Below are 13805 nucleotides of genomic sequence, written 5' to 3'. Positions count from 1 at the left end.
GTGGAAAAGACAATGACGATCAATCAAACATTAGAAGAAAAAGCTAAAAAAATCGCCTCAGGCGGCGCTGAAAAGTACCACCAGAAAAACGCAGAAAAAGGAAAAATGTTCGTCCGCAAACGTCTTGAGCTTCTGTTCGATGATGATATCGACATTGAAGATGCGTTTTTTGCCAATTGTCAGGATGAAAAGCTTCCTGCAGATGGTGTCGTGACCGGCATAGGAAAAATCAATGGCGAAAAGGTATGCGTCATGGCCAACGACTCTACTGTGAAAGCAGGCTCGTGGGGGGCACGTACGGTTGAAAAAATCATCCGTATCCAGGAAACAGCATTAAAGTTGAACCTACCGATGCTGTATCTCGTCGATTCGGCAGGAGCGCGTATCACCGATCAGGTGGAAATGTTCCCGAACCGCAGAGGTGCAGGCCGTATTTTCCATAACCAGATCAAACTATCTGGAAGAGTCCCGCAGGTATGTTTATTGTTCGGACCAAGTGCTGCAGGAGGGGCGTATATTCCGGCTTTCTGTGACATCGTCGTGATGGTCGATGGCAATGCGTCCATGTATCTAGGATCTCCGCGTATGGCTGAAAAAGTCATCGGCGAAAAAGTGACACTCGAGGAAATGGGCGGAGCGAACATGCACTGCTCGGTTTCAGGCTGCGGGGATGTATTGGCGAAAGACGAGCAGGAAGCCATTTCTTTTGCCAGAAAATATTTAAGCTACTTCCCGTCTAATTATAGAAACCTTCCGAAGCGACATGATTCACTTGAACCTGCCGATTTTGATAAAACGGTGGAAGAGCTGATTCCGAAAAACCAAAATGCCCCGTTTGATATGTACCAGTTGATCGACCGTTTGATCGATGAAGATTCCTTCTGTGAAATCAAGAAAAAATTTGCACCGGAATTGATTACCGGTCTGTCCAGAATCGACGGCCGTTCAGTCGGTATCATCGCCAACCAGCCACGTGCAAAAGGCGGAGTGCTGTTCCCGGATTCTGCGGATAAAGCAGCAAAGTTCATCCAGCTTTGTGACGCATTCAATATTCCACTCTTATTCCTAGCCGATATTCCTGGATTCATGATCGGTACACGAGTCGAACGTGCCGGTATCATCCGACACGGAGCAAAAATGCTTTCTGCCATGAGTGAAGCGACGGTACCGAAGATCTCTGTTGTAGTGAGAAAAGCGTATGGTGCAGGCTTATACGCCATGGCAGGGCCCGCTTTTGAACCGGATGCTTGTCTCGCTCTTCCGACAGCTCAAATTGCCGTCATGGGACCGGAGGCGGCCGTCAATGCCGTCTATGCAAATAAAATTGCAGAACTTCCTGAAGAAGAGCGTCCAGCGTTCATTAAAGAAAAACATGAAGAATATAAAGAGAATATCGACATTTATCGTTTGGCATCAGAGATGGTGGTGGATGATATCGTCCAGCCGGACCGTCTGAGAGATGAATTGTCTACCCGGTTCGAGGCTTATTCCCATAAAGATGTTACGTTCACTGAACGGAAACACGGCGTCTATCCTGTATAAAAGGAAATGAAAAATCCTAGATCATTGTGATCTAGGATTTTTTTATCAGCTTTGCGCTGATGAAGCAGTGCCCAGTTTCTGAATTTGCTGCACAGCTTCCGGGTTCTCCAAAGCGCTCAAGTCACCGGAATCTTTATTCAAATAAGCGGATTTGATCGCCCGCCGCATCACTTTCGCATTTCTTGTCTTCGGTAAATCATCGACGACGAACACTTTTTTCGGAGCCAAAGCTTTGCCGAGTTTTTGATTTAGATGATGCTTGATTTCCTCCATCAGCTCTTCCGATTCGCTGAAGCCTGGTTTTAATACGATGAAACCGACAGCTTCTTCCCCTTTGACGTCATGAGGAACGCCGATGACTCCAGATTCAATGACAGCTGCATGCTCGACAAGGACCGATTCGACTTCAGCAGGACCGAGACGTTTTCCTGCTACATTCAAGACATCATCGGACCGGCCTGTAATCGTATAGTAACCATCTTCATCACGGATGACCCAGTCTCCATGCACCCAAGTATCTTTGAAGCGGCTCCAGTACGTCTCTTCGTAACGTTCATTTTCCTCATAGAACCCTTTGGTCATTCCTACCCAGGGCTTTTTCAAAACAAGCTCTCCTACTTCATTCGTCAAAGGCTGTCCCTCTTCATCCAATACTCCGACATCCATCCCGGGGAGCGCAGCATTGAAGGTGATGGGTTGGATCGGTTTGATGAGGACATTTCCGAGCATTCCTCCTGAGATTTCAGTTCCTCCGGAATAATTGAAAATCGGCACACGTCCCTGCCCTGCATGTTTGAACAGCCAGTGCCAAGGTTCCGGGTTCCAAGGTTCACCGGTAGATCCGATCAGCTTCAAAGAACTGAGGTCATGACGCTGGATCCAATCTTCGCCATGCTTTTTCATTGAACGGACAAGGGTTGGGGAAATACCTAAATGAGTGACCTGATATCGTTCGACCAATTCCCACAAACGATCTGGATTCGGATGATCCGGTGTACCTTCGAACATCACGATGGAAGACCCGTTGATCAATCCACCATAAACAAGGAAAGGACCCATCATCCATCCCATATCGGTGTACCAGAACAACGTATCCTCTTTTGTTAGATCCATACAGACACCTGCATCAAACGCGGACTTGATCGGGAAGCCGGAATGGGTATGAACGGCACCCTTCGGTCTTCCAGTCGTACCTGATGTATAAATGAGCATGAACGGGTCATCTGACTTTTTGATCTTCGTTTTGTAAACGGTTTCATTTTTCTGCAGATGCGTCCATGGAATATCACGATGTTCATTCCATTCCACTTCACAACTTGCCCGTTCGACGACGATGACATGTTCCAAAGAAGGGCACTGATCGGAAGCCATATCCGCTTCATCTTTCATCGCTACCGTCTTACCGCGGCGGAAAAAGCCATCAGCGGTGATCAAAGCTTTTGCTTTGGAAGCTTGAATTCTAGTAGCTACAGCATTCGCTTTGTATCCTGAGAAAGCAGGGGAGAAGATCGCACCGACTTTAGAAACAGCAAGCATACTGATCAATGTCTCAGGAATCATAGGCATATACAATGTCACCACGTCACCATCACTGATGCCGAGTTTCTCTAGACCATTCGCGACTTTGTTCACTTCCTGCTGCAGTTCATGATACGTATACTGTACCCGGTCGCCGTGATCTCCTTCCCAGTAGAGAGCTACGGCATTTCGTTTATCCTTGTCCTCGGCCCACTTATCCAGTGCATTATGTGCAACATTGATTTCTCCTCCGACAAACCAATCCGGATACGCAATTCCTTTTGAAAGATCCACCGTTTGGTTATAAGGGGTATACCACTCGATGCCAAGTTCGCTTACGGCTTCATCCCAAAACCAGTCGATTCGCTCGATGGTCGCTTCATGGAACGTATCATAATCTTCGTAACCCAGTTGTTTCATCCACTGATATAACCTTGTTTTTTGTATCTGCTGATCTGTAGGTGTCCACGCATTTTCATATGTACTCATGTGAAAGTCCTCCTTTAGCCAATATTCTGAAATATCCCAATTCTATTATACATGAAACAGCTCAGCCAATGAACGATTGTACGAATTTCACAAGAAACAGAGAAGAATTTTAGATTTTGTGAAACGTTTGGAGGGGTCTTTTCGGTACGTATAAGGAAACCTGCTATTTATTTACATAGTTACCTTTTTTATAAGGGGGTTGAATCTATTAAGAAAGAGAGGATTTATTTATGTTTGAAGGAGCGTTATTTTTACTGATTTTAGGGATTATCGGGGTCATTGCACTCGTAGGTGGCGCCGTGACATTCGTCATTTTCAGAATGAGGTACAAAACGGCAAGTTCCAATGAGGCATTGATTGTGACAGGACCGAAACTCGGTGACCCTGAACAAGAAAAGAATGTATTCGAAGATGATAACGGACGATCCGTCAAAATCATCCGTGGTGGAGGTTACCGTCTGCGTATGTTCCAGACAGCGACACCGATCGATTTGACGTCGTTCCAACTCGGGGTGAATTCAGAAAAGGCGTATACGAAAGAAGGTATTCCAGTACGAGTCGCAAGTACAGCGGTCATCAGTATCGGAAGTGAACTTGAAATCATGGCCAATTTTGCAGAGAAATTCCTAGGTAAGAAACAGAAAGAGCGGGAAGCGGAATTGAAAGACGTGTTGAACGGACATTTACGTTCCATCATCGCTTCTCTTCCTATTGAAAAAATCTATAATGATTTCAAAGAAGTGAACACGCAGGTGAAGAAAATCGCAGAATCCGATTTGAAAGGCATGGGCTTTGAAATCACCTCTTTTGCATTGAACGATGTGGAAGATGTGGATGTTGAAAACGGATATATCGACGCTTTGGGCCGACCGCATATTGCAGAAGTACAGAAGAAGGCCAACATGGCTGAATCGGATGCCACTAAAGAAACAAGAATTTATCAGGCGAAAAACGACCAGGAAGCTCAGGACGAAGAAAACCGTCGTCTGACAGCTGTGGCGGAGTCTACAAAAGAAAAAGATATCAAAGAAGCAGAATTCCAGAAAGACACCAACCGGGCAAAAGCGAATGCCGAGCAGGCAGGCGAACTGGAACGTCAAAAACTGGCCCAGCAAATCAAGGAAGAAGAATTGAAGGTCCAGTATATCGAGAAACAGCGTGCCGTTGAACTTGAGCAGGAAGAAAACAAACGCCGCCGTTCAATTGCAGATGCTGAAGCCTATGAAGTGACGAAACGTGCAGAAGCGGAAGCGGATAATGAGCGGATCAAAGGTGAATCCGAAGCGGAAGTTATCCGTCAGCGTGGTATTGCTGAAGCAGAATCCAAAGAGCGGATGGCGAAAGCGATGGAACAATACGGTGAAGCAGCAATCATGGAAATGCTGATCAATGTACTCCCTGAGTATGCAGAAAAAGTGTCTGCTCCGATTTCGCAAATCAAAGATATGAAAGTGATTGATATGGGAGGCTCCAACTCACAGGGCGGCTCTTCTAAAGTGGCCAACAGTGTGACCTCTACGATGCTCGGCATCCAGGAATCTTTGAAGGAAACGACAGGTATGGATTTGAAAGCGATGCTTGAGAGTTATGTCTCAAGAGGTGCCGTGAACAATTTCGAAGGTGTTCAAAAGGAAAAGGAGCATCAAACGGAGGTTGCAGCCTCTAAAGAAGATAATACAACTCCTTCCATAAAGAACGAATCTGTAGAAGATAATCAAAGTCAAAAGACTGAATAACTAAAAAACCTCTCCTCATCCAGGAGGGGTTTTTTAGTTTTGCAGAAAACAGGCACAACACGTATAGTCTAAAAGGGTATAGGAAATAAAAGAAGTATCCATGTTTAGGGGTGTTGATATGAAAGAACAGTTTATGAAAAAAGCGATAGAATTAGCTTTGCAGGCGAGAAAAGAGGGAAATGAACCCTTTGGCGCAATATTGGTAAAGGATAACGACATCGTTAAGATCGGTGAAAATAAAGTGAACACGAAACATGATCCTTCCTATCATGCAGAACTCGGGTTGATCAGGGATTACTGTTCAGAAAATCAGATCACAGATTTAAAAGAATACACACTTTATACGAGCTGTGAGCCTTGTGTGATGTGTTCAGGAGCTATGGTGTGGTCAAATCTAGGAAAAGTCGTCTATAGTGTGACTCATGACCAGCTGGCTGAAATCGCCGGGGACAATATTATGATTTCCTGTAGGGATGTATTCAAGAACAGCCCATTACAACCTGAAGTGGAAGGGCCAGTATTGAATGAGGAAGGTTTAAAGGTATTTGAAGGGTATACTTTTAGTTAAATAGTTTTGAAAAACGCACGAACACAAGAGAGGTCTTAAACATTTAAGACCTCTTATTTTAATACCTGAAGCGGCTCATTTAAGATGAAAGACCCTTTTTATAAAGGATTTGCGTGAATTAATATTGAATTAATTGTTTGAAACTCGATTTAATGGTAAAGTCAAAAACGAAAGAGTTTCCCGAATATTGTAGAATAAGCTGAAAATTGAGTCGTACATAATATATCATTACCACCAATTTTCAATGAATGTTATTCTATAGAAGGGAATATGAGATTGCTAGATGTAACTAGGAGGTAAATTATGAGAATTATCGTAGCAGGAGGAGACGGTTTTTGCGGTTGGCCAACGGCATTATACCTATCCAAGCAAGGACATGATGTAACCATCGTAGACAATTTAGCACGTAGAAAAATTGATGAGGAGCTTCACTCCAATTCCGTTACACCGATCGCTTCACTGGAAGATCGTGTAGCTAAATGGAAAGAAGTGAGCGGTAAAGAAATAAAAACGTTTATCGGTGACTTGAACCACTATGACTTCTTACGTGAAGTATTTCGTCAAGTAGAACCAGAAGCGTTCGTTCACTTTGCTGAACAGCGTTCTGCACCTTATTCCATGATTGATCGTGAGCATGCGGCTTACACTCAATCCAACAATGTCATCGGTAACCTGAACGTATTATATGCGATCAAAGAATTCGCACCTGAATGTCACCTGATCAAATTGGGTACAATGGGCGAATATGGTACACCGAATATTGATATCGAAGAAGGGTATATTGAAATAGAACATAAAGGTCGTAAGGATCTGCTTCCATATCCTAAGCAGCCAGGTTCCTTCTACCACTTATCGAAAGTGCATGACAGCCACAATATCATGTTCGCATGTAAAATCTGGGGCATCCGTGCCACTGACTTGAACCAGGGAATCGTGTATGGCCTACATACCGAAGAAACGAGAATGGACCCTATGCTTGTAAACCGCGTCGATTATGACGGTGTGTTCGGAACAGCATTGAATCGCTTCATCAATCAGGCTGCTATCGGGCACGATATTACAGTTTACGGTACAGGTGGACAAACTCGTGCATTCTTGAACATTGAAGATACAGTACGCTGCGTCGAGATTGCTGCTGAAAATCCGGCTGAAAAAGGTGAATTCCGCGTATTCAACCAATTCACAGAATGGTTCTCTGTCCAGGACCTTGCTGATCGCGTCCAAAAAGTCGCGAAAGAAGAAGGATTGGAAACACAAATCAAGAATATCGAAAACCCACGTATAGAAAACGAAGATCACTATTACAATGCTGTCAATACGAAACTTCGTGACCTGGGTCTTGAACCACACTTACTGACAGACGATGTCATTCGGGATATTCTGAAGACTGCCATTGAAAACAAAGATCGTATTATTGAAGAAAACGTATTGCCATCAATCACTTGGAAGTAAGGAGTTTTCCGCTTTGAAAATCGCCATCATAACAGAAACATTCCTCCCATCAACCGATGGAGTCGTGACTAGGTTGAAGGAAGCAATCAAATATCTACGCAGCCAAGAACATGAAGTGGTCGTCATTGCTCCCGACCTCGGTGTTAAGGAATATGAAGGGGCGATTGTCGAGGGCGCGAAAACAACTAAATTGCCTTATTACCGTTCGAAACGATTTTCTCTGCCGCAGCGCAGGATCAAGGAACTTATTCAAAAACATGATCCAGATTTAGTTCATGTCGTGAACCCGGCATTAGTTGGGGTTTCAGGTGTTTACTATGCAAGCAAGCTGAATTACCCACTGATTGCTTCTTATCATACACATGTTCCGAAATACCTGGATTTTTATAAGCTTTATCCTTTAAAACCTGCAATATGGTGGTATTTCCGCAAGCTCCATAATTATGCTGACGTTAATTTATGTACATCGAATGCCATCAAGAAAGAGCTTGATGATAAGAGGTTCCATAACGTCAGCGTATGGGACAGAGGTGTAGCGATCGATCATTATCACCCTCGTCACAAAAACCAGGAAATGAGAGAGCGTCTTTCCGGCGGGAAAACGGAGAATAAGTTGCTCGTTTTTGTAGGACGATTGGCAGAGGAGAAAGAAATTCACAAAATCAAACCTCTGCTTGAAGAACGGGACGATATATCATTGGCTATCGTCGGAGATGGACCAATACGTTCTAAGCTCGAGTCCATCTTCAAAGGTACCAATACTGTATTCACCGGCTTGCTGCATGGAGAGGAATTAGCACAGGCATTCGCTTCTGCTGATGCAAAGATCTTCCCATCTGTGACTGAAACACTGGGTCTTGTCATACTGGAATCAATGGCTTCGGGTTTGCCGGTCATTGCAGCGAAAAGTGGCCCGACGATGGAGCAAGTCGTCGACGGGAAAACAGGATTATTGTTTGAAAATGAGAATACCGACAGTATGATTCAGGCGATTAAACGTCTGGAAGATGAAGATTTATACCGAGACTTGTGCCGAAATGCGAGGGAGGAGGCTGAAAAGTTCAGCTGGCAGAAACCTTCTGAGCAGATCCTCGATTATTACCATGAAACGCTTAAAGTGTTCCAAAAGAATCAGGTGAAAGGCACAAAAAAGTCAAAGGTTAAAGTCACAGAGTAAAAAGCTCTGTGACTTTTCCTATGTATAGAGCAGTCATTTTATATGAGGATCCAGTTACGAAAAAGCCAGTGAAGCAGTATCAGATGCATCAACGATTCGCTATTAAAACTTAGTAGTAACTCCGAATATAAAATAACAAACATACAATAAGCGAACAAATGTTCCGACCCCGTAAATTCCGCACTTAACCCCAAGTAAACGTTTTCACTTCGAACTTAGTAGCAACTCCAAACCATATCAAAAAATAAAACAATAATAATAAAATAAGGGTGAAAAAGAAGCAAACCATCAATACAAAGACGAATGAAAATACGCTTAATTAAGTACTGGAGCAATACAACATGATATAAAAGGTATAAATAATGAACGGAATGACATTTGAGCATCTTTATGCTGGAGTAATTCATGAGGCTAAGCCAGCGGCAAACTGAGATTCTTATGATGTATTGAGCGAACGATTAACCATAGAAGTATTGATGCAAATCGATTTTGAGAATTCATATAAGAAATGATCAATATAAACGCAGCCGAAAGTTATGTAATCGATGTGTAGATCAAGCAAGTTCAATTTTATATGTGGTAGAAATTATTGTTTACAGATATGAAGGGAATTTAAATCGATAAATACCTTTGAATTTTTATTTCGTCTCAGTATCATAAGTATACTTAGTTATTGAGACGTGAGATATTTTAATTTAACAGCTACCTATAATAGATATTATGTGAACCTAAAAGAGAAAGAAAATAAGAGGAGGCTTCAAGTATTACACCTCCCCTTGTTCTTCAGTTATTTAACTTATTTATAGTACCTCTAAAATCCGAATTTGTATCAATCCACTTTTTAAAGGTTTTTATTTGTATACCAATATTTTTGCAGCTTAATTCAATGGATTTTGTTCTTTTATAATCTTCAATGAATTGCTGTTTTCTTTTTATTACATCATTTCTTGTTGTTGAGTGCTCTCGATCTTTTAACTGGTGAACTTTAAGTGGTTCCTTATTAAATTCCTTGAATTTTCTATCTATATAAAGGTCTTTGTCATTATATATCCATTCAGAAAAGACTTTTATAGACTTTCGTCCATTAATGAATAACCGAGATTGCTTCTCTTTTTGTGAAAAAATTGTCTTAACATTTAGCATTTTTATTATTTCGTGCATTGTACTTAAAAAGCCTAAAGAACCACTGACTATACAAACTTGCTTTTTGTTGTAATTGATATATCCATCACCATCAAAGTATCCTCTAATAAAGTGATGTAGGAAAGGATCAGGTATATGTGGGAATTTTAAAGTAAGAGATTTTTGAGGATAAATGCCATGCAAACGGATGATATCTTGTTTCACAATCTTACTGTTAATATTGAGCGTATAAACTCCAGTTTTCTTATTTTTCACAATAGGATGGTTTGATCCCAACTCGTTCCGAATTCTATCGAGGATTAATTTTTCTTTTTGTGAAAAGCTAATGACTTGTGACGTTTCATGCACATGACCATCAGCAGCAAAAAAACCTAAAATATAAGCCATATTATTCGACCAAGTCTTGAAATAATCCTCATTGACCTCATATTTTCTTCTCCAGCTACCCCTGGGTCTGAAATCCACTTTTTCCTTCGTCAATATTTCTCTGATGTATCGAGGTGTTACGTTCGCTTTCTCAGCAATAACCGTAGTACTTTCGCCTTTTTCGTACAAAGAAACCACTTGCTCATTTGTTAACTTCCGTTTCTTTAGTGATCGCTGTTTATTGATATTCATGCCAAGCTCCCTCCTTCTCTACATTATACCGAACATACGTTCTAGTAGAGAGAAAAGAGCATTTTTTTCTTATTTTTATTTATTCGTTGAATGAGTTCTCAACCGATGTATTTGCTTATCAGATGCAAATACGATAAGTAAATCATCAGCCTTGAGATCGGTAGAGTCCTCTGGGTTACTTATGACTTCTTCATCCCGTTTGATTGCAAAAATGGTGACCCGATATTTATCTCTAACTTCTTTTACAGTGCGGTCGATTAAAGAGCTGCCTTCTTCAATTAGGACCTCCTCAATATGATCCTCAGTGTCTAACCCATAAAGAATCGTTTCCATGTAATCCACACTCATAGGCTTTGTCATAGCTGTCGCCATCTGCCTCCCTCCAATATTGGAGGTGTTGGTAACATAATCGGCCCCTGCCCGGTACATTTTCTGGGCAGATTGGTCTCTTTCAGCACGGGCAATGGCATAAAGATCTGAATTCATCCCTTTGGCCGTTAATGTAATAAATACATTATCCGCATCACTAGGAAGAGTAATAATGATCCCTTTTGCCCGTTCGATGCCGGCTTTTTTCAGAATTTCGTCTACCGTTGCATTACCTAATACATGAAGCACGTTCTCCGGAAGATGTTCGATGGTAGCTTCATCGTAGTCTATGATTACAATAGACTTGTCCTCTTTATTCAATTGCTGGTACACTTGCTGACCTACACGCCCATAACCGCAAATAATGACATGGTCATGCAGATGTTCAATATCGCGCGTCATTTTTCTCCTCCTCATTTCATTTGATAGTTTCCCACTGATGATAGCCCCGGCGAATTGGGCCAGCATATAGGTCGCCAACCCGATGGCTAAAGGGATGATGATTAATGTCAGCCATTTCCCTCCTGTTGTCTGAGGGACGAGGTCACCATAACCAATGGTAAGAACAGAAACAATCGTCAGCCAAAGGGCCTCGAAGATGGAGAGGTCTTCCATCACCATATACCCACTGGTACCGATAAAAAGGATCGTATGTAATAAGATCAATGACAGGAATATTTTTTTATATCCCAAACGGACACCCCCTCTTTAAGGCATATATCCATTTTACCATTCCCTTGAAACTCTCAAAAAAATAAAGAGGCAATCATGCCTCTTTATTTCTGCCTTATCAACCTCATGCTGTTCAAAATTACGATAAGTGCTGCGCCGGTATCAGCAAGGACGGCCATCCACAGCGTCAACAGACCGGGAAAGATAAGAACCAATGCAGCGACCTTGGTCAGTATGGAAAACCAAATATTTTGTTTGATAATCGCAAGTGCCTTCCTGCTTAACCGGACGGTATAGGGAAGTTTCTCTAAATTATCTGCCATGAGAACGATATCGGCAGTTTCCATGGCGGTATCAGTTCCTGCTCCGCCCATAGCAATTCCAAGATCGGAAGTCGCAAGGGCTGGTGCATCATTGATTCCATCTCCAACCATCGCCACCTGTTTTCCTTCCTTCTGCAAAGTTTTCACTGAAGTGACTTTATCTTCGGGCAGTAACCCTGCAAAGTAACGGTCAATCCCAGCTTCTCCAGCAATTTTCTCAGCGGTTCCTTCATGGTCCCCCGTTAACATGACGGATTCATTGATTCCGATCCCTTTAAGGGTTTGTATGGCGTTGACAGTGATGGCACGGATGGAATCTGCCACTGAGATGATTCCCATGAGGCGGTTTCGTGTGCCTACCAATATTAATGTCTCCCCTTGTTTTTCCAGAGACTCTATATGTTCGGCCACGTGGCTTAAATTGACTTTGTGGTCTCTGAATAAGCCAGGTTTCCCTGCAAAATATCCTTCGCCTTCTATAGTAGCTTGAACGCCTTTACCAGCAATCGTTGCAAAATCATCAGCTTCAACGGATGAAATGTTTCTTTCATTCGTATACTCTATGATGGCACGTGCAATAGGATGGTTGGAATGGTCTTCTAATGTCCGGACAATACGTAAAAGCTCCGTCGGATCGGTCTCCACCGGAATGACGTGCGAGACTTTCGGTTTTCCTTCGGTCAGTGTCCCCGTTTTATCAAAAGCGATGGCTGTAATCGTGCCTGCCTTTTCTAAAAAGGTCCCCCCCTTGATCAAAACACCGTTCCTGGCAGCATTGCCGATGGCCGAAACGATGGCTACCGGAGTGGAAATGACCAAAGCACACGGGCATGCCACTACAAGAAGGGCAAGGCCTTTATAAAACCAATCTCCCCAGGATCCAAAGCCCAGCAAAGGTGGGAGAATCATAATGGATAAAGCCAACCCGAAAACGATCGGTGTATAAACATTTGCAAAACGATCGATGAATGCCTGTGTCGGAGCTTTCTTTTCTTGTGCTTCTTCTACTAAGTGGATGATTTTTGCAATGGTCGTATCTTCTGCCTTTTTTGTAACGGTGACTTCTAAAGATCCACTCTCGTTAATCGTTCCGGCATAAACAGGATCATCAGTATGTTTATCTACAGGAATCGATTCACCTGTAATAGGTGCCTGGTTGACACTGGAGAATCCTTTCATCACCGTTCCATCAACGGGGATCTTATCGCCAGCCTTGATGAGGACAGTAGATTCGATTGATATGTTCTCCACCGGCATTTGAACCCACTGATCCCCTCTTTTGACTGTCGCTTCTGAGGGAGTGAGGTTTACCAGGCTTCTGATCGATTCTCTCGTTCGTTCCAACGAGCGGTCCTGTAATGTGTTTCCTAGAGCAAAAAGCCAGACGACCATAGCTCCCTCGAACCATTCACCGATAAGAGCGGCACCGATAGCTGCGGAAGCCATCAATACATTCATGTCCAACGACTTACTTTTTATCGCGTAAAAAGCACTCCGGGCAGGTTTGAATCCACCGGTGAGTATGGCACCAGCGTAGGCGGCGATACTGATCCATTCAGGTACAGGAGTGAAGCTTAATGCAAACCCAATGGCTAATAACAAACCCGAAAAAATGGTATTGACTTCTTTTTTAAATTTAGAAGTGTTGGCATCCTCCTGTAATTTCTCATCTAAATGAGCGGTAAATCCTGACCGTTTCACTTCTTTTTTGATTTTTTCCACCGTCGTCCGATGATCGATCTTCATTTTTCCTGTTGAAAAGTTGACGCGGACTTCCTGGACATCAGGGTTTTTGTTTAAATGATTTTCCAGCGTCTGTGCACACGAACTGCAGTCCATCCCCTCGATTTTGTATGTCTGCATGGTATTTGAGAGTACTGGAAAAGCGGAAAAACCCAATTTTTTCACTTCTTCAGTGATTTTATTTGTATGGACAGAAGAGTCTTTCTTCAAAGAAAGTTTCGCGCTTGCATAACTTACTTGTATATCTCCGACTCCTTGAATCTTGCTTAATCCTTTTTCAAGTGTCTCCGCACACGAAGGGCAATCCATTCCTTGAATGGTAAACTTCTGAAAATGAGAGGGCTGATCTGCAGTTTCTTTCGGTACACTACAACATGACCCCTCTTTATTTTGAGTAGATTCATTTTCTTGTTCGTTTTTATTACAGCATGAATTCACATTAGTCTCATCCATGT

General features: G+C 42.6%; 9 protein-coding genes. 5 read left to right on the top strand and 4 right to left on the bottom strand.

What is annotated here, in order from left to right:
• Positions 1 to 12 precede the first annotated feature (12 nt).
• Positions 13 to 1542 carry an acyl-CoA carboxylase subunit beta gene (locus LCL89_RS03645; RefSeq protein ID WP_224807777.1) on the top strand — a complete coding sequence of 510 codons (1530 nt, stop codon included), beginning with the start codon at positions 13 to 15 and terminating at the stop codon, positions 1540 to 1542.
• 45 nt (positions 1543 to 1587) lie between these two features.
• Here LCL89_RS03645 and LCL89_RS03640 read toward each other — a convergent pair whose 3' ends face one another.
• On the bottom strand, positions 1588 to 3549 hold the full coding sequence (locus LCL89_RS03640; RefSeq protein ID WP_224807776.1) for an AMP-binding protein: 1962 nt from the start codon (positions 3547 to 3549) through the stop codon (positions 1588 to 1590).
• Between the two features lie 230 nt (positions 3550 to 3779).
• Between LCL89_RS03640 and LCL89_RS03635 the strand changes: the two genes are divergently transcribed.
• The 4 genes from LCL89_RS03635 to LCL89_RS03620 all read left to right on the top strand — a co-directional run bounded on the left by LCL89_RS03635 (position 3780) and on the right by LCL89_RS03620 (position 8482).
• Positions 3780 to 5285: a flotillin family protein gene (locus LCL89_RS03635; RefSeq protein ID WP_224807775.1), complete on the top strand. Its 1506-nt coding sequence runs from the start codon at positions 3780 to 3782 to the stop codon at positions 5283 to 5285.
• A gap of 118 nt (positions 5286 to 5403) precedes the next feature.
• Positions 5404 to 5853: a nucleoside deaminase gene (locus LCL89_RS03630; protein WP_224807774.1), complete on the top strand. Its 450-nt coding sequence runs from the start codon at positions 5404 to 5406 to the stop codon at positions 5851 to 5853.
• A gap of 303 nt (positions 5854 to 6156) precedes the next feature.
• Positions 6157 to 7305 (top strand): NAD-dependent epimerase/dehydratase family protein, encoded by a 1149-nt coding sequence (locus tag LCL89_RS03625; protein WP_197316065.1) that lies wholly within the window; start codon positions 6157 to 6159, stop codon positions 7303 to 7305.
• 13 nt (positions 7306 to 7318) lie between these two features.
• Positions 7319 to 8482 carry a glycosyltransferase family 4 protein gene (locus LCL89_RS03620; protein ID WP_224809559.1) on the top strand — a complete coding sequence of 388 codons (1164 nt, stop codon included), beginning with the start codon at positions 7319 to 7321 and terminating at the stop codon, positions 8480 to 8482.
• 783 nt (positions 8483 to 9265) lie between these two features.
• Here the strand turns inward: LCL89_RS03620 and LCL89_RS03615 are convergent.
• The 3 genes from LCL89_RS03615 to LCL89_RS03605 all read right to left on the bottom strand — a co-directional run bounded on the left by LCL89_RS03615 (position 9266) and on the right by LCL89_RS03605 (position 13803).
• The gene (locus tag LCL89_RS03615; protein WP_224807773.1) at positions 9266 to 10243 is read right to left on the bottom strand and encodes an LAGLIDADG family homing endonuclease; all 978 of its coding nucleotides are present in this window, start codon (positions 10241 to 10243) and stop codon (positions 9266 to 9268) included.
• A gap of 75 nt (positions 10244 to 10318) precedes the next feature.
• Positions 10319 to 11305 carry a potassium channel family protein gene (locus tag LCL89_RS03610; RefSeq protein ID WP_224807772.1) on the bottom strand — a complete coding sequence of 329 codons (987 nt, stop codon included), beginning with the start codon at positions 11303 to 11305 and terminating at the stop codon, positions 10319 to 10321.
• A gap of 83 nt (positions 11306 to 11388) precedes the next feature.
• Entirely contained in the window at positions 11389 to 13803 is a 2415-nt protein-coding gene (locus tag LCL89_RS03605) for a heavy metal translocating P-type ATPase (protein ID WP_224807766.1), read from the bottom strand.
• Positions 13804 to 13805: the final 2 nt, after the last annotated feature.

It is taken from the genome of Halobacillus yeomjeoni, from assembly GCF_020171525.1.
Taxonomy (GTDB): domain Bacteria; phylum Bacillota; class Bacilli; order Bacillales; family Halobacillaceae; genus Halobacillus; species Halobacillus yeomjeoni.
This window is presented reverse-complemented; position numbering and strand designations above follow the sequence as displayed.